Source organism: Pseudomonas sp. (assembly GCF_026224925.1).
Taxonomy (GTDB): domain Bacteria; phylum Pseudomonadota; class Gammaproteobacteria; order Pseudomonadales; family Pseudomonadaceae; genus Aquipseudomonas.
In genome coordinates this window covers 1-20,457 of the sequence record NZ_JAMFRV010000624.1, presented here as the reverse complement: position 1 = coordinate 20,457, position 20,457 = coordinate 1, and the positions used below count along the sequence as shown (strand labels likewise).

The window sequence follows — 20,457 nt, the reverse complement described above, 5'->3', positions numbered from 1 at the left end:
CTTTACGCCAGAGTTTGCTACGGGAACGCGACCAGTAAATGGCTCGGTTCTCGGTGGCGGTCAAGCTCAGCGCTTCACGGTTCATCCAGGCCATCATCAGTACACGGCCGGTTTTATAATCCTGGGCAATGGCCGGCACCAGGCCGTCGCTGTCCCACTTAATCTCGTCTAGCCAGTCTTTCATTATCGACTCCGGCAGCCAAGCTCATCGGCCTGGCGGGTTAAATAGTGTGCCAGTTGCGGACTATCGACGCACCACCAGATATACACCGGCCGCCAGCATGATCCACGCAGGCCAGGCAGCGAGGGCGATCAACGCGGTACCGCCGCCCGCCAGAGTCGATGCCATCACTGCACCACCGGCCAGCAACACCGCGCCAATCAGCCGCAACGCCCAGCCATCACCACCGTTTGCTTGCCGTTCACGTCGTGGTGCAGGCGGGTGGTAGGCATCGGACTGGGACATGCGTTCCAGCAGGTCGCGGGTCATGCCGGCCAAGTGCGGGATCTGCTCGACCTGCGACTGCAGGTTATGCAACAAGGTTTTCGGGCTGACGCGCTCGCGCATCCAGCGCTCCAGGAACGGCTGTGCGGTGCTCCATAAATCCAGGTCCGGGTACAGCTGACGGCCTAAACCCTCGATGTTGAGCAGGGTTTTCTGCAGCAGCACCAGTTGCGGCTGAACTTCCATATTGAAGCGACGCGCGGTCTGGAACAGACGCATCAGCACCTGACCAAAGGAAATATCCTTGAGCGGCTTCTCGAAAATCGGCTCGCACACGGTGCGGATTGCCGCTTCGAATTCGTTGAGTTTGGTTTCCGCCGGTACCCAGCCAGAATCGATGTGCAACTGCGCCACGCGTCGGTAATCGCGCTTGAAAAAGGCGAAAAGGTTACGCGCCAGGTAGTCCTGGTCTTCCGGGGTCAGGCTGCCGACGATGCCGCAGTCGATGGCAATGTACTGCGGGCTCCACGGATTGACGGTGCTGACAAAAATATTGCCGGGGTGCATGTCTGCGTGGAAGAAGCTGTCGCGAAACACTTGGGTGAAGAAAATCTCTACCCCACGCTCAGCCAGCAATTTCATGTCAGTGCGTTGATCGGCCAAGGTCGCCAAGTCGGTGACCTGAATCCCGTAAATACGCTCCATCACGAGCACTTTCGGGCGGCACCAGTCCCAATAGACTTGCGGCACATACAGCAGCTGCGAGCCTTCGAAGTTGCGTCGGAGCTGGCTGGAGTTGGCCGCCTCACGCAATAAATCGAGTTCGTCGTAGATGGTTTTTTCGTAGTCGCTGACCACGTCCACCGGGTGCAGCAAGCGCGCGTCAGCCGACAGCCGCTCAGCGATTCGCGCCAAAATGAACAGCCACGCCAAGTCTTGGCCGATGATCGGTCTAAGACCCGGACGCACGACCTTGACCACCACCTCTTCGCCAGTTTTAAGCTGCGCGGCGTGTACTTGCGCTACCGAGGCCGAGGCCAGCGGTGCGACATCGAAGCGGCTGAACACGGCGCTGATTTTCGCGCCAAGCTGTTGCTCGATCAGGTCGATGGCCAACTGCGAATCAAAGGGCGGCACGCGATCCTGCAAAAGCATCAGCTCGTCGGCGATGTCTTCGGGTAGCAGATCGCGGCGGGTCGATAGCAGTTGGCCAAACTTGATGAAGATCGGCCCGAGATCTTGCAGCGCCAGACGCAAGCGTGCGCCTCGGCTCAGGTCCAGGGTTTTACGCGGGAACCAGCGCCACGGCATGACATAGCGCAGGGCGAGCATCCACCACGGCAACGGCAGGGCAAAAAGCAGGTCATCAAGACGGTAGCGGATGACCACGCGCTGGATGCGAAACAAACGGCGGACGGCAAGCAGCTTCATGCGTTATCGCTGGGTTTGAGGGAAAGGGTAAGGCGCTCGAAACGCGCCTCGAGACGTTCAAGGTCTTGCTTGGTCTGGTCTATTTCCGCAAACCGGGCTTCAGCTTCGTGCTTACCGACCAACGTACGCGACTCCTCGCTGAGGTAGTCGGCGAGATTGCGTGTCAAGTTGGCCACACTGTCGCTGGTCCAGCGCGCACTGTTACGCAGATGACCGCCGAGCAGCGGACTGGCGACAGGGCCGAGCCAGCGCGAGAGTTCGTACTCCCAATCCAGCTCAAGGTCTTGCAGCACGCCCACCAGTTCCAGCAACACTGCACTGTCGCCTTCCAGCTCAACGTCGGGGCCATGCAGTACGGCGGTTTTATCCTGACTCAACGCCAGGCGCAGCAAGCTAGACGCAGGCGCACGCAACGTGCAATCGGCTTCAGCTTCCCAATGGGCGGCCAACAGCAAGCCGTCATCGCTGGGTAAAATGAACAGCCGCAGCGCCGGGTTGCGGCAATCGACAACAATCACCTTGCCCGTCAGGCGCTCCAGACGTGGCAACGCGGTGCTGTCCATGCGCAGCACGCGGTTGATGCCGTGCTCGACGCTGGCGAGCAAGCCGCTGAACAGCATCAGGGTTTGATGCCGCGATGCAGGGCAACGATGCCTGCGGTCATGTTGTGGTAGGTCACGCGGTCGAAACCGGCCTCTACCATCATCGATTTCAGGGTTTCCTGATTCGGGTGCATGCGGATCGACTCCGCCAGGTAGCGGTAGCTTTCCGAATCGTTGGTGATCAATTTGCCCATTAGCGGCATGAACGCGAACGAGTAAGCGTCGTAGGCCTTGGACATGAGCTTGTTGGTTGGTTTGGAAAATTCCAGCACCAACAAACGGCCGCCTGGCTTGAGTACACGCAGCATCGACTTCAGCGCGTCTTCTTTATGGGTCACGTTGCGTAAGCCGAAGGCAATGGTCACGCAGTCAAAATAGTTGTCCGGGAAGGGCAGTTTTTCTGCATCGGCCTGGACGAACTTGACGTTGCCGGCCACACCCAAGTCCAGCAGACGGTCACGACCAACCTTGAGCATCGAGGCATTGATGTCGGCCAGCACCACTTCGCCGGTCGGTCCGACCAGGTGCGAGAATTTTTTCGTCAAGTCGCCTGTGCCGCCTGCAATGTCCAATACCCGGTTGCCGGTGCGTACGCCCGACAACTCGATAGCAAAGCGTTTCCACAGGCGGTGCATGCCACCGGACAGCAAGTCGTTCATCAAGTCGTACTTGGCTGCTACGGAGTGGAAAACCTCAGCAACCTTCTCGGCTTTCTGGCTTTCCGGCACGTTTTTAAAGCCGAAGTGAGTGGTGGGTTCGGCATCGCTGCCTTTGCGCTGATCATTCATGTCGCTGTCACCGGAAGAGAATGCCGGTCATTCTAATCCCGGTGGCTGGCTTTGTCTTGGCAAGGCTTAATGTAAGTATAGTGACGTGCCGGGACCGATTGACGCATCGGACGTCGATTGAGTGCTGGCAGAACCTATGGATACAGGAGCCCCTCGATGGCCCGGATAAACGTTGAACGTGCCCACGACCTGGGTCGTGACGCAGCAAAACAGAAAGCTGAAACACTGGTACAGAAATTGGCCGAGAAATATTCGCTTGAGCCCAAGTGGTCTGGCGACACCGTCAAACTGGCTGGCTCCGGCGTCAGTGGTACCGTGAGCGTGTCTGATGCGCTGATCAAAGTGGAGGTTGAGGTTGGCTTCCTGATGTCAGCGTTCAGCGGCACCATCAAGAGCGAAATCGAAAAAGCGCTGGATAAAGCGTTGGTGTGAGCCGCACCACGTCGCCCGCTTCCCGAATGAATTCGGTCCCACAGAGATTACCTGTCCCCCTGTAGGAGCAAATTCATTCGCGAAGAGGCCGGCAGCCGCAGCGAATATCTTTCTGCATCAACCTAGGGTGAGCATTCTAATTTTTCTGATTACTTTGGCCCCATGCCCATACACCCCTTGGGCAGTTCCTCCAACCTTTTGAGCGTGAGGTGCACCATGGCCAAAGTAACCTTGAAAAAGAAAGTTGAAGCCGAGCAAGCGACAGCCCTTTCTGAAGTGAAACTGTATGCCCGCAAGATCTGGCTGGCTGGCCTGGGTGCCTATGCCAAGGCCGGCTCTGAAGGCGCGGAATACGTCAAAGAACTGATCAAGACCGGTGAAGGTGTCGAGCGCGAAGGCAAAAAAGTTGTCGACAAAAAACTTGAAGCTGCCAATAGCGAGATCGACGACGTCAAGCGCGAAGTGAAAGGAATTAAGGGCAAACTCGAAGTGCAATTCGAAAAAGTAGAGAGTGCTTTTGACCGCCGCGTATCACGCGCCTTGAATCGCTTCGGAATTGCGTCTAAACATGATGTTGAGACACTGTCTGCTAAGCTCGATGGGCTGACGACATTGCTTGAACGTGTCGCGCGTAAACAATAAGGAGAGCGGGATGGCTGGCAAAAAGAAAATTGAAAAAGAAGGCAGCTCGTGGATTGGCGAGGTTGAGAAATACTCCCGCCAAATCTGGCTGGCTGGTTTAGGCGCTTACTCCAAGATCAGCAATGACGGAAGTAAGCTTTTCGAAACGTTGGTCAAGGATGGCGAGAAGGCTGAAAAGCAAACCAAGAACGGTGTCGACAAACAAGTTGACGCTGCCAAGGCAACTGCTCAAACGGCTAAGTCCCGAGTGGGCGATGTCAAAGATCTTGCGTTGGGCAAGTGGAGCGAACTTGAAGGTGCGTTCGACAAACGCCTGAACAGCGCTATTTCGCGCCTCGGTGTGCCGAGCCGCAATGAAGTTAAAGCGCTGCACAGCAAGGTTGATTTGCTGACCAAGCAAATTGAAAAGCTGACCGGCGCTTCGGTGGCACCTGCGTCGAAAGCGCTGGCGGCAAAACCTGCGGCTAAGACGGCGGCGAAGCCATTGGTTAAGGCCGCGGTAAAACCAGCAGCCAAACCAGTCGCTAAACCCGCTACGAAAGCGCCGGCGAAAACCGCAGCGGCCAAGCCTGCAGCTAAACCTGCAGCGGCCAAACCGGTAGCAGCCAAGCCTGTAGTAGCGAAGCCAGCCGCGAAACCTGTCGCAGCCAAAGCCGCAGCGAAACCTGCAGCCAAGCCTGCGCCAAAAGTAGCGGCGGCCAAACCAGCAGCAGCGGCCAAACCCGCAGCGGCTAAAAAACCAGCGGCGCCTAAAGCGGCAACACCTAAGCCAGTGGCTAAGCCGGCAACACCTGCTGCAACTGCGGCCCCGAGCCCAACACCGGCTCCGGCAGCAACCCCTGCGCCAGCAACGACCCCAACGTCGACGCCAGCCAGCCAGTCCTGATTTTTTACGGACTGTCCAAGCCCGGCCGTGAGGTCGGGCTTTTTTTATTGGACGCACATTGCCCAGTTTTTTCTGTGGGACCGAATTTATTCGGGAAGGCTGCGACGCAATTAGACCGACAAACCGCGCTGGTCGCTTCCCGAATGAATTCGGTCCTACAGTCTCTTGCCTGATATGCGGCGCGCTACCGCTCCAAATACCGCTTCGCCGCGTCCTCAACCGCCTCCCTCGACCCCACAATCAAATGCGGCGCCACCAGCATCATGATCTGGTAAACCACCACCCGAACTTGCCCCTCTTTCCCCAGAATCCGTTGGTAGTCCAGCGAGAACAGCAGGGTCATGCTGATCTGTTCCAATAACTGCCCCAGCGCTTGGGTGTCGCTTGTCAGCTGTCCTTGGGTTTTGAGTTGCGCGAGTAGCGACGCCAATGTGCGCTTGAGTGCGTTGAGCAAATTGCGAATGCCGCGTGCGAGTTTTGGCAAGCGGCCAGCGAGGTTGGACAGGTCCTGAAACAAGAAGCGGTAGTGCGACAAATGCTCGACGATCAGGTGCAGGAATAACCAGTAATCTTCCGGTGCCAATTGCGCGTTGGCCGGTGGATCGAGCAGGGGTAACAGCTCACTTTGAAAGCGCTCGAACAGGCCCAGCACCAAGGGTTCTTTGCCGTGGAAGTGGTAATAGAGGTTACCAGGGCTGATCCCCATTTCATTGGCGATCCCTAGGGTCGAGACGTTGGGTTCGCCCTGTTGGTTGAACAGGTGCAGGGCACAATCAAGGATACGGTCGCGGGTTTTCATCCAGTCTTCTTGTTTAAAATATCTTGGTTTGATGCGCTTAACTGTAGGAGCTGCCGAAGGCTGCGATGGGCAAACGACGCCCTTCGGGCGATCGCAGCCTTCGGCAGCTCCTACAAAGTTTAGCGGGCGCGTCCGTACGGCCCAAGCGTCGTTAGCGCACGCGTACGTAGGTTCCGGGCGCGGCTTCCATGGGCGGGTAGTTCTGATTGCCTAGCACCATGAGCGTTTCTCGTTGTTCGCCAGAGCGTTGTTGAATCCACTCCAGCCAGTGCGGCCACCAACTGCCCTCGACCTTCTTGCCGTCATAAAACCAGGCGCGCGGGTCGCTGCTGAGTTTGGGGTTATCGATAAAGTTGGATTTAGGGTTGCCCGGTGGATTGAGGATGCTCTGTACGTGCCCACTGTTGGACAAGATAAAGCGACGGTCGCCACCCAGTAGCAGGGTTGAACGATAGACCGCGTCCCATGGCGTAATGTGGTCGTTGATGCCGCCCACGCTGAAGCTGTCTACGGTAACTTTTTGCAGGTCAATGGGCGTGCCGCACACTTCCAGACCACCCGCGCGACTGAGTGGGTTGTGTTTGAAAAAGTCGAGCAGATCGCCGTGGAGTGCGGCGGGTAGGCGCGTGCTGTCGTTGTTCCAATAGAGAATGTCGAACGCTGGGGGGGATTTGCCCAGCAGGTAGTTATTGACCCAATAACTCCAGATCAAATCGTTGGGGCGCATCCAGGCAAAAATCTTTGCCATGTCTCGTCCATCGAGAACCCCTTGCTGATACGAGCGCCGCTTGGCGGCTTCCAGGGTCTGCTCGTCGATAAATAGAGTGGCCGGGCTCTCGAGCTGGCTGTCCATGAGGCTCACCAGGTACGTTGCGCTGGAGATTCGGCGTAACTGACGCTTGGCTTGTAAGTGCCCTTGCAGCGCCGCCATGGTCAGGCCGCCAGCGCAGGCGCCGACTAAGTTGACTTCCCGGCTGGCAGTGATGGCGCGAACCACATTCACCGCTTCTTCCAGGGCCTCGACATAAGTGGATAAGCCCCATTCCCGGTGACGCACGTCCGGGTTGCGCCAGCTGATCATGAACACTTGCAGACCATTCTTCAGGGCGAACTGAACGAAGCTGTTGGCTGGGCTGAGGTCGAAAATGTAGTACTTGTTGATTTGTGGCGGGACGATCACTAGCGGTTTGGCGTACTGCTTTTCGCTCATCGATTTGTACTGGATTACCTCCAGCAGTTCGTTGCGAAACACCACCGCGCCCGACGTCGTCGCGACAGTGCTGCCCACCTCGAACGCATCCTTGGTGATCTGGCTGGGCAGACCATTGTTGTGCAACAGGTCATCGAATAGGTGGCTGATGCCTTTCACCACACTGCTGCCACCGGTGTTAAACAGCTCTTTGACTGCCGACGGGTTGAGTAGGGTGTTGGACGGCGCCAATGCATCGTTCAGCAGTGAAAAGATGAAGTGCGCGCGGGCCCGATCATCCTTGGACAGGCTGCTGTCGTCGATCCAGCTTTTGACCTGATGCTGCCAGCTCAGGTACGCCTGCAAACTGCGTCGATAGAAAGGGTTCTGCTGCCACGTCGGGTCGGCGAATCGAGCGTCATGGGGGTTGGGCGTGTAAGGAGCATCACCCAATAACACCCGGCCGAGTTTGCCGCCCAACGCCAACGCGTGGCGAGCGCTGTGAATCGGGTGGCGCAAGCTCTGGGTGGCCACGCTGCGCAAGGTCGAAAAAAGGTCTTTGCCGCGTAAGCCGGTGATAGCGCTTTGTACGTTAATGAATGTAGCCGGGGTCGGCGCCGTGCTCGCGGTTAATTTGTCTCGCATCGGGGCAACACTCCTTCGTCAGGCCATCAATACAAACAGACGCAAGACAGATGCTGGGTATGCGCAATACCGAAGGGTAAACGGCATTGCACCAGCGCACTGGCTTGCGATTCTGCACCGTTGAGCACTCCGGCTCGGGCGCAGTCAATGAAGCGATTTCTCCTGTGGTGCTATTTCCGTGACAGGCGAGCGCAAAGCCGAATCTGTTATCGCGCCAGTGGCAAAGGCTGCGGGTGCATGACCGCGCGTTGGCGTTCTTCTTCGAGGAATTTCATGATGATCGGCGCCACTGCTTCGGCGCGGGTAATCAAAAATAAATGACCGTCGTCGATTATGTGTAGCTGGGCATTGGGTATCCGCCAAGCCAATAGACGCATATTTACCAACGGAATGAGCGGATCGTCGTCGCCCGCCAGCACCAAAGTGGGCTGATGGATTTTGTGCAGCCAATGAATACTGGTCCAACCCACTCCAGCGAACAACTGCCAGTAGTAACCCAGCTTTCCGGACGAACGCACCTTGGCGGCGTGGCTTGCCGCCAGTTTAGGATTGCGTCGGAATGAACCGCCGTAAATCTCCGGCGCGATTCGAATCACGTGCGACGGCTGGATGTAGCGCCGTGGGCTCGCCATCAACCACAGTACTCGCGGTTTACCCGGCACCATCACCATGCCCGCCGCAGTCGCGGCCAGCACCAGTTTTTTGCAGCGTTCCGGGTAGTCGTACGCGAACTGCTGCGCCAACGCGCCACCCCAGGACACGCCGATCACATTGACTTGGCCGTAGTCGAGGTAATCGAGCATCCTCGCTGTCAGCTTGGCCAGGCCGGGAAAGCGAAATGGCCGGTTGGGCGTGGACGATCCACCCACCCCAGGCACATCGAATGCGATCACTTCGAGATCGGGATCAAGGGCGTCGACAAACGGAAACACCAACTCAAGGTTGGCGCCAATGCCGTTGAAAATCAGCAACGGCGTCATGTGTTTCTTGCCTGGGCGCACGGCCGTGCGGATGGTATGTCCATCCAGATCGACGGTGCGGAAAACAAACGGTTGCGGCATGCGCGAAAACCCTATGGTTGATACCGCTGACAAAGCAGTCCTTTGCTTTGCCAGACTAGGTCGAGGTAAAAACCTCTCGTGTTACTCGTCACGTGGTCGCGCACTGAAGGCAGGCTGAGCCAGCTTCCTTTTTGTTGTCTAACGTTCGTGTACGTAAGTGCCCGGCGATGCTTCGCCGGCTGTATAAGTTTTATTACCGAGACTGGTCGGCGCTTTCTTCAACTTGCCAGAACGATCAGCTAACCAGACTTGCCAGTGCAACCACCAGGAGTCGGTGTGCTTGGTTCCGTTCTCTTGCCATTCTTTGGCATCAACCGGCAGTTCCGGGTTGGTCATGTAGCGGGACTTCGGGTTGCCCGGCGGGTTCAGAATACTTTGGATATGGCCACTGCTGGAGAGCACGAATTGCGTCTTGCCACCGAACAGACGGGCTGATTTGTAGCACGAGCCCCATGGCGTGATGTGGTCGTTGGTGCCGGCAAGGCAATACACATCACTGGTAATCTGCTTCAGGTCGATGGGTGTGCCGCTGACTTCCAGGGCATTCGAGCGAATTAACGGATTGCTCTTGAACATTTCAATCAGGTCGCCGTGGAACGCAGCGGGTAGTCGCGTGGTGTCATTGTTCCAGAACAGGATATCGAACACCGGTGGCTCGTTACCCAGCAGGTAATTATTGACCCAGTAATTCCAGATCAAATCGTTAGGGCGCATCCAGGCAAAAATCTTCGCCAGGTCGCGGCCTTCCAATACGCCGGCCTGATAGGAATGACGCTTGGCCGACTCGAGGGTTTTCTCGTCCACGAACAGCGCAACGTCGTTATCCATCGTGGTGTCGAGCACGCTGACCAGCAAGGTCAGCGCATGAACCTTCTGTTCGCCCAGCGCTGCGTAATGGCCCAGCAGCGCAGTGCAGGTAATGCCGCCTGAGCACGCACCGAGCATGTTGATGTCTTTGCTGCCGGTGACGGCGATGACCACGTCCACAGCTTCCTTGAGCGCATCGATATAGGTCGAAAGGCCCCATTCGCGCTGCGCTTTGGTCGGGTTACGCCAACTGACAATGAAAGTCTGCACGCCGCCGCGCAGGCAAAAGCGTGCGAGACTTTTTTCAGGACTCAGGTCGAAGACATAAAATTTGTTGATCTGTGGTGGAACCACCAGTAACGGTCGCTCAAGCACCTGTTCAGTGGTGGGCTTGTATTGAATCAGCTCCAGCACATCGTTGCGGAAAATCACCGAACCTTCTGTTGTGCCCAGGCTCTTGCCGACCTCGAACGCATCCATGTTCACCTGGCTTGGCATGCCGCCGTTGTGTACCAGATCTTTGGCCAGATGTGACAGGCCATCGAGGACACTTTTACCACCGGTTTCGAAGAAGCGTTTAACCGCGGCCGGGTTGGCGGCTGTGTTGGTGGGCGACATGGCTTCGGTCATGAGGTTGATCACAAAATGACCGCGGCTGATGTCTTGTGGCGATAGGTTGCTGTCGCCAATCCAGTCATGCAGCTCTTTACGCCATGCTAGATAGGTCTGGAGATAACGCCGATAAAGTGGGTTTTGACTCCAGGCGGGGTCGGCAAAACGACGGTCGTCGCTTGCGGGCACCAGGCTGGATTTGCCGAGCAAAACGTTCTTCAGTTCGACCCCGAAATGGGCGACGTGCTTGACGCTGTGGAAGGGTTGCTTGAGGGCTTGGCGCAGAACCATGCGTGCGGTAGTCAGCAGATCTTTACGTCGTAGCCCCACAACCGGGTTCAAATTCAACGTGCTTTCAGAAGCTTGGCGCTGCAGGTCATCGTTATTGTTGCTACTCATCTATGACGCTCCATTGTCCTGAGACGAGTACTGAACCTCCCTGTGAAAGCACAACACAGGTACATCTCAGTACTGCTGCTCGGGTGATCGATGATGGCTTAACCTAACGTTCCCAGCCGGCATGGTGTAACGACAAGCGGCGGCGAGACTTCATTCGTTACGTGTTTGCACTGACTGGTTCTGCACGATTTAAATGCAGGGAACTTGCCAGACTCATTGGTTACCCGAGATTTCAAAAAATCGCAAGCAGGCCATTCGTTGGCCTGTGCGGCGAGCATTGGAACAAACAGAATTAGAATGCTCGCCCTAAAAGAGCAGAGGGTTGATTTAGAGCATCAGCTTGATGATTTGCTCTGAGGGGTCGCGGGTTTTGCCGGCCGTTTTTAGCTCAGCAAGATAATCGTCCCATAGCTGTTCCTGGCGTTGCGCCAATTGGTACAGATACTCCCAAGTGAACAGTCCGCTGTCATGACCATCGTCGAAGGTCAATTTTAGTGCGTACTTTCCAGCGGGTTCGATTTTGCTCAAGCCGACACCCAGCTTGCCGAATTGCAGAATCGGATGGCCATGCCCCTGAACTTCAGCCGACGGCGAATGCACCCGCAAAAACTCGGCCGGCAGGTGGTACTCCTCATCAGCCGAATATTTCAGCGTCAAGGTTTTCGAGGCTTTGTGGAGATTGATAGCAATAGGAAGTGTGGTCATGGGAGGAAGCCTAAAGCTGCAAGCTGCAAGCTGCAAGCGGATCGTAACTCACTTGCCGCTTGCCGCTTGCCGCTTAAAGCTTGCCGCTTAAAGGATATACCGCGACAGATCTTCGTCTTTGGCCAGTTCGCCCAAATGACTGTTAACGTACTCGGCGTCGATACGGATGGTCTCGGTACCTTGGGCCAATGCCAAGTCACCGGCACTGAACGACACTTCTTCGAGTAGACGTTCGAGCAATGTGTGCAAGCGTCGTGCGCCGATGTTCTCGGTTTTTTCGTTGACCTGCCAGGCGATTTCGGCGATGCGCTTGATGCCGTCGGGCAAGAACTCGATGCTCAGGCCTTCGGTTTTCAGCAGCTCGCGGTACTGCTCGGTCAGTGACGCGTGCGGTTCGCTAAGAATGCGCTCGAAGTCCTGAGGCGTCAGGGCTTTGAGTTCAACGCGGATCGGCAGACGGCCTTGCAACTCTGGCACCAGGTCGCTCGGCTTGCTCAGGTGGAACGCGCCCGAGGCGATGAACAGGATGTGGTCGGTCTTGACCATGCCCAGCTTGGTGTTCACGGTGCAGCCTTCAATCAGTGGCAGCAGGTCACGTTGCACGCCTTCACGGGATACGTCGACGCCGCCGGTATTGCCGCGCTTGGCGACCTTGTCGATCTCATCGATGAACACAATACCGTGCTGTTCTACGGCTTCCAGCGCCTTGGCCTTGAGCTCTTCTTCGTTGACCAGGCGTCCGGCTTCTTCATCACGGACCAGTTTCAGCGCGTCTTTAACCTTAAGCTTGCGGCTTTTCTTTTTGCCTTTGCCCATGTTGGCAAACAGGCTTTGCAGCTGGTTGGTCATCTCTTCCATGCCAGGTGGCGCGGAGATATCGACGCCGACGGATTCGGAGACTTCGATATCAATCTCTTTGTCATCCAGCTGACCTTCACGCAGGCGTTTGCGAAACAGCTGGCGAGTATTCGAGTCAGAGGCTGGCGCAGCATCTTCGTTGAAGCCTACGCGTGCAGGCGGCAGCAGGGCATCAAGAATGCGGTCTTCGGCAGCGTCCTCGGCACGGTGCTGAACCTTGGCCATTTCCTGCTCCCGCAGCAGTTTGATTGCCGCGTCGGCCAGGTCACGAATGATCGACTCGACATCACGACCGACATAACCCACTTCGGTGAACTTGGTGGCTTCGACCTTGATGAACGGTGCATTGGCCAGCTTCGCCAGACGGCGGGCAATCTCGGTTTTACCGACACCGGTAGGACCGATCATCAAAATGTTCTTGGGCGTCACTTCAACGCGCAGCTCTTCTGGCAACTGCATGCGGCGCCAGCGGTTACGCAATGCGATAGCGACGGCGCGCTTGGCATCGTCTTGACCAATGATATGGCGATTGAGTTCGTGGACAATTTCGCGGGGAGTCATAGACATGATAGTGGCGGTCCTCTAGCTGAAGAAAGCGTTCACAGCCGCGCATGGGCGCGGCCTGGGGAACGGTTTATTCGGCGAGGTCCTGCTCCTCAATGGTGATGTTGTGGTTGGTGAATACGCAGATGTCGGCAGCAATGCCCAGTGCGGTTTCGGCGATCTCGCGTGCAGACAGTTCGGTCTTCATCAGCAAAGCGCGGGCCGCCGCTTGAGCGTAGGCGCCGCCTGAACCCATGGCAATCAGGCCATCTTCGGGCTCAACGACGTCGCCGTTACCGGTGATGATCAGTGACGCGTCTTTGTTGGCAACCGCAAGCATGGCTTCAAGGCGGCTGAGGGAGCGGTCGGTGCGCCATTCTTTTGCCAATTCAACGGCGGCGCGAACCAAATGGCCCTGGTGTTTCTCAAGCTGGCCTTCGAAACGCTCGAACAGGGTGAAGGCGTCAGCGGTGGCGCCAGCAAAACCGGCAATCACTTCGCCGTGATACAGGCGGCGCACTTTTTTCGCGTTGCCTTTCATGACGGTATTGCCGAGGGAAACCTGGCCGTCACCGGCCATGACGACTTTGCCGTTACGGCGCACTGAAACGATGGTGGTCAAGGGAGAGTCTCCACGCAGCGGGGCGAAAATGCCCTAGTGGAAACTCATATGGGGGTGGGGATGAGCATTTCAACCGTGGGGGATGAATGGTGTCTGGGCTTTGATCGCTAACCTGTGGGAGCCAGGCTTGCCTGCGAATGATTCACCGCGGTGTTACAAATACACCGCGTCAGGCCATTCGCAGGCAAGCCTGACTCCCACAAAGACTGTGTCGTGCCCGGATTTATTTACCCTGACGTTGTTGTAACAACAAATTGCTGAAGCCGCTGCCTGCCAGTTGTTTCTGGGCAATGGTCAGTTGTTCGCGGTTGCTGAACGGGCCGACCAGTACACGGAACCAGGTTTCATCTTTCACCGTACCAGACTCAACCTGCACGGTTTGCCCGAGCAGAATGATCTGCGCTCGGACTTTGTCAGCATCGGTTTGTTTACGGAAAGAACCGGCCTGCAAGAAGAACTTGGTCACGGCGGCGGGGCCAGGTTTTGCCACCGGCGGTGCAGGTGGCGGAGTTACGCCGCTGAGTGCTGCCTGGGCACGTGCGGTGTCAATTTTCGCAGCCTGTTCCGGGGTGACGGGGGCAACGATTGGCGCAACAATCGGTGGGGTTTTCTCCGGCACCGCTTCGTTGGGCACGATGACTTCCGACTCAGGCAGCAAGGTATAGAAGTCGTACTTTGGCTTCGCCGGTGCCTGTGGGCTTGGCGGTGCTTTGTTGGCTTCGGCGACTTTTGCGGCTTTGGCTTCTTCCTTGACGCGCTTGACGTCAGCGCCACCGGGACCAATTTTCATCAGCAGAACGACGAAAGCGCCGACCGTAAGGCCAATTGCCAGCCACAACCATCCCGGAATCGGCTTCTTTGCGGGTGCCTGATAACGGCTGGCGCCGCGCTTGGGAGCAGGTTTTTTCTTCACAGCCAACTTACATGCGCTCCAGAGTATCCAGACCCAAGAGTTCCAGGCCTTGCTTGAGGGTGCGGCCAGTCAATGCGGCGAGGCGCAGACGACTTTGCTGTTGTTGCGGGTTTTCGGCACCCAGAATCGGGCAGTTCTCGTAGAAGCTAGAGAACAGGCCAGCCAAGTCGTAGACGTATGCGCACAGTACATGGGGCGTGCCTTTCTCGGCGACATTGTTCAGGGTTTCAGCGAACTGGGCCAGGCGTGCTGCCAACTCTTGCTCTTGCGGTGCTTCCAGGACGATCTGCCCTTGAGTCACGTCGAACGGTTTGCCCAACTTGCGGAACACGCCCGCTACGCGGGTATAGGCATACAGCAGATAAGGTGCGGTGTTGCCTTCAAAGCTGAGCATTTGGTCGAAGTTGAAGCTGTAATCGCTGGTGCGGTGCTTGCTAAGGTCGGCGTATTTCACGGCGCTGATGCCGACCGCCTTGGCGATGCTGCGTAATTCGTCTTCGGCGACTTCCGGATTCTTCTCTTTGACCAGGGTATAGGCGCGCTCTTCGGCTTCGTCGAGCAAATCGACCAGCTTCACGGTGCCACCATCCCGGGTTTTAAACGGACGGCCATCGGCGCCGTTCATGGTGCCGAAGCCCATGTGTTCCATCTGCATGCCGTTGGTCACGAAACCGGCACGGCGTGCGACTTCGAACACTTGTTGGAAGTGCAACGCCTGACGTTGGTCTACGAAGTACAAGGCGCGGTCGGCCTTTAATACGTTGCTGCGGTAACGAATGGCCGCCAAGTCGGTAGTGGCGTATAGATAACCACCGCCGTTTTTCTGCACGATGACCGGCAGTGGCGTACCTTCAGCGGTTTTGAATTCTTCAAGGAATACACACTGCGCGCCGTTGCTTTCAACCAACAAGCCAGCGGTCTTGAGGTCGCTGACGACGTTTGGCAGGTCATCGTTGTAGGCACTTTCGCCCATGACGTCCGCAGGCGTCAGTTTGACGTTAAGGCGTTCGTAGGTTTGTTGGCAGTGCAGCAAGGAAATGTCCTTGAAGTGTGCCCAAAGCGCCAAGCAGTCAGGGTCACCTGCTTGCAATTTGACCACCAGACTGCGGGCGCGCTCGGCGAACTCTTCGGACTCGTCGAAGCGGTGCTTGGCGGCACGGTAGAAGTTTTCCAGGTCGGACAGTTCGTCGCTGGCCGCAGGTTTTTCCTGCAAGTAGGCCAGCAGCATGCCGAACTGTGTGCCCCAGTCGCCCACGTGGTTTTGACGAATCACGGTGTCGCCGAGGAACTCCAACACATTGGCAACCCCGTCGCCGATGATCGTCGAACGCAGATGGCCAACGTGCATCTCTTTTGCCAGATTCGGCGCAGACAGATCGACCACTACGCGCTGTGTCGAGCCAACCTTGCGCACTGAAAGCTGAGGGTCGGCCAGCGCGACGTCGAGACGGGCGGCCAGCGCTTGTGTGTTCTGAAAGAAGTTGAGAAAGCCAGGACCTGCAATGTCGACTTTACTGACCTGCGGGTCGGCGGGCAGTGCTGCTACCAGCTTTTCTGCCAGGTCACGAGGCTTCATGCCGGCAGGTTTGGCCAGCATCATCGCGATATTGCTGGCGAAGTCACCGTGGGTTTTATCCCGAACGTTTTCCACCTGGATCGCCGGGGTCAGCCCTTCAGGCAGCACGCCTTCGTTGACGAGTTGGGTCAGGGCTTGTTGGATCAACTGGCGAATGGTGTCTTTCATGGTGCTCTCTTTCGACCGCAAGCGCGGCGGCGCCTGAATGCGCTGGTGAAAAAAGAGGGCATTATCCGTTGCGATGGCGGGCTTGCCAACCACGATGGACATGCGGTCTCTAAGATACTCTTCGCGAATGAATTCGCTCCCACAGATAAATGGCGTATTCCCTGTGGGAGCGAATTCATTCGCGAAGGGGCCGGCGCAGACTTATCGGCCTATTTCTAATACAAATCCACTGGATCAACATCCAGCGACCAGCGTACTTGTCGGCCGCTGGGCATTTGCTCAAGCACCAATAACCATGCGCTAAGCAGCCGGTGCAACGGTGCCCTAGCGCTAGCCTGCAGCAAAAGTTGCGCGCGGTAGCGTCCAGCGCGGCGTTCCATTGGGGCCGGGACTGGGCCCAGTAGTTCAATGCCGCCCAAGTTCATTTCTGCCAACAAACGCTCGGCTTCGGCGCAGGCGGTGTCCAGAAAGCTTTCGGCTTGCCCTGGCTTGTGTGCTTCGGCCCGCAACAGCGCCAAGTGGGAAAACGGTGGCAGGCCAGCAGCGCGGCGCTCACTGAGCGCTTGTTCAGCGAAGGCGAAATAGCCTTGTTCGGTGAGTTGAATCAGCAGCGGATGGTCAGCCAAATGGGTCTGAATGATCACTTTTCCGGGCTCTTCAGCGCGCCCGGCTCGCCCGGCCACCTGAACAATCAACTGAGCCATGCGCTCACTGGCGCGGAAGTCGCCGGAAAATAGTCCACCGTCAGCGTCCAAAATCGACACCAGCGTTACCCGTGGAAAGTGATGCCCTTTGGCGAGCATTTGTGTGCCTACCAAAATGCATGGCTGGCCACGCTGAATGGTGGCGAACAGTTGATTCATCGCATCTTTGCGCGAGGTGCTGTCGCGGTCGACCCGCAGCACAGGGAAGTCCGGAAACAGAATGCCAAGGCGTTCTTCTGCGCGCTCAGTCCCTGCGCCGACCGGGCGCAAATCAACCTTGCCACAAGATGGGCAGCGACGCGGCGTGCGCTCCACGTGCCCGCAATGGTGGCAGCGCAGTTCGCCGGAACGCTGGTGCACGGTCATCCGCGCATCGCAACGCGGGCACTCAGACAGCCAGCCGCAGTCGTGACACAGCAGGGTTGGCGCAAACCCACGGCGATTGAGGAACACCAAAACTTGTTGGCCGGCGGCGAGTGTTTGACCAATGGCTTGCTGCATTGGCCCGGATATACCGCTGTCCAAAGGGCGACTTTTTACGTCCAGACGCAAAAATTTTGGTTGCTGTGCGCCGCCAGCCCGTTGATTCAGCCTTAATAGGCCGTAGCGGCCGGTATACGCGTTATGCAGGCTCTCCAATGACGGCGTGGCCGAACCCAGCACAATCGGAATGTTTTCTTGTCGCGCGCGGACCAGCGCCAGATCGCGAGCGTGGTAGCGCAGGCCTTCCTGCTGTTTATAAGAGCCGTCGTGCTCTTCATCGATGATGATCAGGCCGGGATTTTTCATCGGCGTGAACAGCGCGGAGCGGGTGCCGATAATAATGTCGGCCTCACCATCGCGTGCCGCCAACCAGGCGTCCAGACGATCCCGATCATTCACCGCCGAATGCACCAGCGCAATGCGTGCGTTAAAGCGTTGCTCGAAACGCGCCAGGGTTTGCGGGCCGAGGTTGATCTCCGGAATTAGCACCAATGCTTGCTTGCCAGCTTCCAGGGTTTCACGAATCAGCTGTAAATAGACTTCGGTCTTGCCACTGCCGGTAACGCCGGCCAGCAGAAACGCATGAAAGCTGTCGAAACCGGCTCGAATGGCTTCATACGCTGCGCGTTGCTCCGGGTTTAGCGGCAGCTCCGGCTGCGCCAGCCAGCGTTCGTGGCGCTCGCTGGGCGCGTGGCGACGCACTTCGACCTGCACCAGCTCTTTAGCCAGCAGCAGATTGAGGCTCTCGCGGTTGAGCATCAGTTTGCTTAGAAGCTGATGCGCGACGCCGTGTGGATGCTGCGCCAAGGTGGTCAAGGCTTCACGTTGCTTCGGTGCGCGGGCGATGCGTGGGTCATCAAGCTTGGCACCGGGGGCGACTTGCCAAAAGCGTTCCTGGCGAGACTCGGCCGGTTCGCCTTGGCGCAACAGCACTGGCAATGCCCAGCTCAGGGTGTCGCCGAGGCTGTGCTGGTAATATTGCGCGGTCCACAGGCACAGCTTGAACAGCGACGGCGGCAGCGGCGCTTCGTTGTCCAATATCGCGACGGCAGGCTTGAGCTTCTCGGCGGGCACCTCGCTGTGGTCAACCACCTCGATCAAGATGCCGATCAGCTCGCGGCGGCCAAACGGCACCCTTACCCGCATGCCGGGCTGCAGCGCGCTACGCAGTACTCCAGCAGGAGCGCGGTAGTCGAATAAACGTCTGAGCGGCGAGGGCAGGGCGAGGCGCAAAATGGCGTCGGGCACGCGGTGGGTTCTCTGTAACGGTCTGTGACGAAGCGGCGATCTTAGCAGACGACCGGTTTTAACGTCCGCTTGCGTATTAGGATTTGTCTGGTAGTATCCGCAGCCTAATTACGTGCGGTATTCAACAATCGTGTTGAGTGGCGGCACGCTAGCCGAGGAAATACCCATGAAAGCTGACATCCATCCAGTATACGAAGCCATTGTCGCTACTTGCAGCTGCGGCAATGTGATCCACACTCGTTCTAACCTCGCCAAGCCACTGAGCCTTGACGTGTGCAACGAGTGCCACCCGTTCTACACCGGCAAGCAGAAGACTCTTGATATCGGCGGCCGCGTCGACAAGTTCAAGTCGCGTTTCGGTGCATTCGGCGCTACCAAAGCTCCTGCAGAAACTGCTGCAGAGTAAGATTGGTGGAACTGGGAGGCCCATTGGGCTTCTCCAGGCTGCTTAAAAAGGCGTCCCTTGTGGGCGCTTTTTTTATGTCTGCAATTTGGTTGTCGGCGGCGCATGCGCTTTGCCCGGCGCCAAGCTCATTGCCTGTCTTTACCGTACAGCGTGTCGTCGATGGCGATACCGTGCGCTTGAGCGACGGACGAAGTGTGCGGATGATTGGTTTAAATGCGCCCGAGACCGGAAAGAAGGGTCGCTCGGCAGAGCCCTTTGCTCAAGCAGCCAAGCGCAGACTGCAGGCGCTGATCGCCGCCAATGACGGCCAGGTCAGTGTGCTGGTGGGCCAAGAGCCTAAGGATCATTACGGTCGCACTTTGGCGAATATTTTCGGGCGTCAGGGTGAAAACCTCGAAGCCCAACTGCTGGCCGAGGGCTTGGGTTATCAAGTGGCCGTGGCGCCAAACGTCGCTTTGCTCAACTGCCAGCAGGCCGCCGAGCGTGGCGCGCGTCAGGCCGGGTTGGGGCTGTGGCGTGTTTCCCCAGTGCAACCTTCAGGTCAAATCGACAGCAGTGGATTCGCGCTGATATCGGGACGGGTCCGCGACGTGAAGCGCAACGGCGGTGGTGTGTGGATCGAACTGGAGGGTTCGCTAGTATTACGCATTGCCCCTGCATTGCTGAGCCAGTTTGATCTTGCGCAGTTGCTGCGCCTCAAGGGGCGAACCCTCGAAGTGCGGGGTTGGGTGATAGACCGTTCCCGTCGAAGCGGTCTGGCGGCTGGTCAGTCGCGGTGGATGTTGCCGATCACTCATCCTGCAATGCTCAGTCTCTCCGAATGACAAAAAAAGTGTAGACAGTCTTGCTATCAGATTGTGAACACTAAGCCCTTGTGTTCCGCGGCTCTAAGCGTAAAGTCGTAAGTGTCGGGGCTTGACGCAAGTGACTGGCCAGCCTTGTGAGGCCTTTCCTTCTTGCGTATCCTCGGCAATCCGTCTGTCCAACAGAAAAAAAAGCGGAATGCCCACATGTCAGATCTGAAAACTGCCGCTCTCGAATATCACGCGTTTCCTCGCCCAGGGAAATTGAGCGTCGAGCTAACTAAACCTACCGCAACTGCTCGTGATTTGGCCTTGGCCTACAGCCCAGGTGTTGCCGAGCCGGTGCGCGAAATCGCCCGTGACCCTGAACTTGCTTACAAGTACACCGGGAAAGGAAATCTAGTAGCAGTTATTTCCAACGGCACCGCCATCCTGGGTCTGGGTGACCTTGGCCCATTGGCCTCCAAGCCAGTGATGGAAGGCAAAGGTGTTCTGTTCAAGCGTTTCGCAGGCATTGACGTTTTCGACATCGAAGTTGATGCCGAAAGCCCGCAAGCCTTCATCGATACCGTTAAGCGCATTTCCATTACGTTCGGTGGCATCAACCTCGAAGACATCAAAGCCCCAGAATGTTTCGAGATTGAAAAAGCGCTGATTGAGCAATGTGACATCCCGGTGTTCCACGATGGT

19 protein-coding genes and 1 pseudogene are annotated in these 20,457 nt (G+C 57.2%); 6 read left to right on the top strand and 14 right to left on the bottom strand.

The window, feature by feature from the left end; all coding sequences use genetic code 11:
- From M0974_RS26045 to ubiE, 4 genes are all read right to left on the bottom strand, one after another.
- A partial coding sequence (locus M0974_RS26045; RefSeq protein WP_297843876.1) for a phosphoribosyl-AMP cyclohydrolase occupies positions 1–184 on the bottom strand: 184 nt, incomplete at its 3' end.
- Positions 185–244: 60 nt separating this feature from the next.
- A complete protein-coding gene (ubiB, locus tag M0974_RS26040) occupies positions 245–1,876 on the bottom strand; it encodes a ubiquinone biosynthesis regulatory protein kinase UbiB (RefSeq protein ID WP_297843873.1) in 1,632 nt (543 codons plus the stop codon).
- Positions 1,873–2,496: an SCP2 domain-containing protein gene (locus M0974_RS26035; protein WP_297843871.1), complete on the bottom strand. Its 624-nt coding sequence runs from the start codon at positions 2,494–2,496 to the stop codon at positions 1,873–1,875. The genes ubiB and M0974_RS26035 overlap by 4 nt, the downstream gene beginning before the upstream one ends.
- Positions 2,496–3,266: a bifunctional demethylmenaquinone methyltransferase/2-methoxy-6-polyprenyl-1,4-benzoquinol methylase UbiE gene (ubiE, locus tag M0974_RS26030; RefSeq protein WP_297843868.1), complete on the bottom strand. Its 771-nt coding sequence runs from the start codon at positions 3,264–3,266 to the stop codon at positions 2,496–2,498. Before ubiE ends, M0974_RS26035 begins: the two co-directional genes overlap by 1 nt.
- A 156-nt stretch (positions 3,267–3,422) precedes the next feature.
- On the opposite strand from ubiE, the gene M0974_RS26025 reads away from it, so the two are divergent.
- The 3 genes from M0974_RS26025 (at position 3,423) to M0974_RS26015 (ending at position 5,226) form a co-directional block, all read left to right on the top strand.
- A complete protein-coding gene (locus M0974_RS26025; RefSeq protein ID WP_297843866.1) occupies positions 3,423–3,698 on the top strand; it encodes a polyhydroxyalkanoic acid system family protein in 276 nt (91 codons plus the stop codon).
- A 216-nt stretch (positions 3,699–3,914) separates the two neighbouring features.
- A complete protein-coding gene (locus tag M0974_RS26020; RefSeq protein ID WP_297843864.1) occupies positions 3,915–4,340 on the top strand; it encodes a phasin family protein in 426 nt (141 codons plus the stop codon).
- A 10-nt stretch (positions 4,341–4,350) separates the two neighbouring features.
- Entirely contained in the window at positions 4,351–5,226 is an 876-nt protein-coding gene (locus tag M0974_RS26015) for a phasin family protein (RefSeq protein ID WP_297843863.1), read from the top strand.
- Between the two features lie 184 nt (positions 5,227–5,410).
- Here the strand turns inward: M0974_RS26015 and M0974_RS26010 are convergent, their stop codons facing one another.
- The 10 genes from M0974_RS26010 to M0974_RS25965 all read right to left on the bottom strand — a co-directional run bounded on the left by M0974_RS26010 (position 5,411) and on the right by M0974_RS25965 (position 18,558).
- On the bottom strand, positions 5,411–6,025 hold the full coding sequence (locus M0974_RS26010) for a TetR/AcrR family transcriptional regulator (RefSeq protein WP_297843861.1): 615 nt from the start codon (positions 6,023–6,025) through the stop codon (positions 5,411–5,413).
- 151 nt (positions 6,026–6,176) lie between these two features.
- On the bottom strand, positions 6,177–7,859 hold the full coding sequence (gene phaC, locus M0974_RS26005; protein WP_297843859.1) for a class II poly(R)-hydroxyalkanoic acid synthase: 1,683 nt from the start codon (positions 7,857–7,859) through the stop codon (positions 6,177–6,179).
- 206 nt (positions 7,860–8,065) lie between these two features.
- The gene (gene phaZ, locus M0974_RS26000; RefSeq protein WP_297843858.1) at positions 8,066–8,920 is read right to left on the bottom strand and encodes a poly(3-hydroxyalkanoate) depolymerase; all 855 of its coding nucleotides are present in this window, start codon (positions 8,918–8,920) and stop codon (positions 8,066–8,068) included.
- Positions 8,921–9,058: 138 nt separating this feature from the next.
- Entirely contained in the window at positions 9,059–10,738 is a 1,680-nt protein-coding gene (phaC, locus tag M0974_RS25995; protein WP_297843857.1) for a class II poly(R)-hydroxyalkanoic acid synthase, read from the bottom strand.
- A 327-nt stretch (positions 10,739–11,065) separates the two neighbouring features.
- On the bottom strand, positions 11,066–11,443 hold the full coding sequence (locus M0974_RS25990; RefSeq protein ID WP_297843855.1) for a DUF971 domain-containing protein: 378 nt from the start codon (positions 11,441–11,443) through the stop codon (positions 11,066–11,068).
- Positions 11,444–11,530: 87 nt separating this feature from the next.
- Positions 11,531–12,868, bottom strand: a complete 1,338-nt coding sequence (gene hslU, locus M0974_RS25985) for an ATP-dependent protease ATPase subunit HslU (protein WP_297843853.1) — start codon at positions 12,866–12,868, stop codon at positions 11,531–11,533.
- Positions 12,869–12,935: 67 nt separating this feature from the next.
- A complete protein-coding gene (gene hslV, locus M0974_RS25980; RefSeq protein ID WP_297843852.1) occupies positions 12,936–13,466 on the bottom strand; it encodes an ATP-dependent protease subunit HslV in 531 nt (176 codons plus the stop codon).
- 223 nt (positions 13,467–13,689) lie between these two features.
- Complete coding sequence (locus M0974_RS25975) at positions 13,690–14,385, bottom strand: SPOR domain-containing protein (RefSeq protein WP_297843850.1); 696 nt, start codon at positions 14,383–14,385, stop codon at positions 13,690–13,692.
- Between the two features lies 1 nt (position 14,386).
- Positions 14,387–16,123 (bottom strand): arginine--tRNA ligase, encoded by a 1,737-nt coding sequence (gene argS / locus M0974_RS25970; protein ID WP_297843849.1) that lies wholly within the window; start codon positions 16,121–16,123, stop codon positions 14,387–14,389.
- Positions 16,124–16,338: 215 nt separating this feature from the next.
- On the bottom strand, positions 16,339–18,558 hold the full coding sequence (locus M0974_RS25965; protein WP_297843845.1) for a primosomal protein N': 2,220 nt from the start codon (positions 18,556–18,558) through the stop codon (positions 16,339–16,341).
- Positions 18,559–18,724: 166 nt separating this feature from the next.
- On the opposite strand from M0974_RS25965, the gene rpmE reads away from it, so the two are divergent.
- The 3 genes and pseudogenes from rpmE to M0974_RS25950 form a co-directional block, all read left to right on the top strand.
- Entirely contained in the window at positions 18,725–18,964 is a 240-nt protein-coding gene (gene rpmE / locus M0974_RS25960) for a 50S ribosomal protein L31 (protein ID WP_297843842.1), read from the top strand.
- Between the two features lie 23 nt (positions 18,965–18,987).
- Positions 18,988–19,788 (top strand): thermonuclease family protein, encoded by an 801-nt coding sequence (locus M0974_RS25955; RefSeq protein ID WP_297843840.1) that lies wholly within the window; start codon positions 18,988–18,990, stop codon positions 19,786–19,788.
- 186 nt (positions 19,789–19,974) lie between these two features.
- Positions 19,975–20,457: pseudogene (locus tag M0974_RS25950) on the top strand (malate dehydrogenase); the annotation flags it as partial.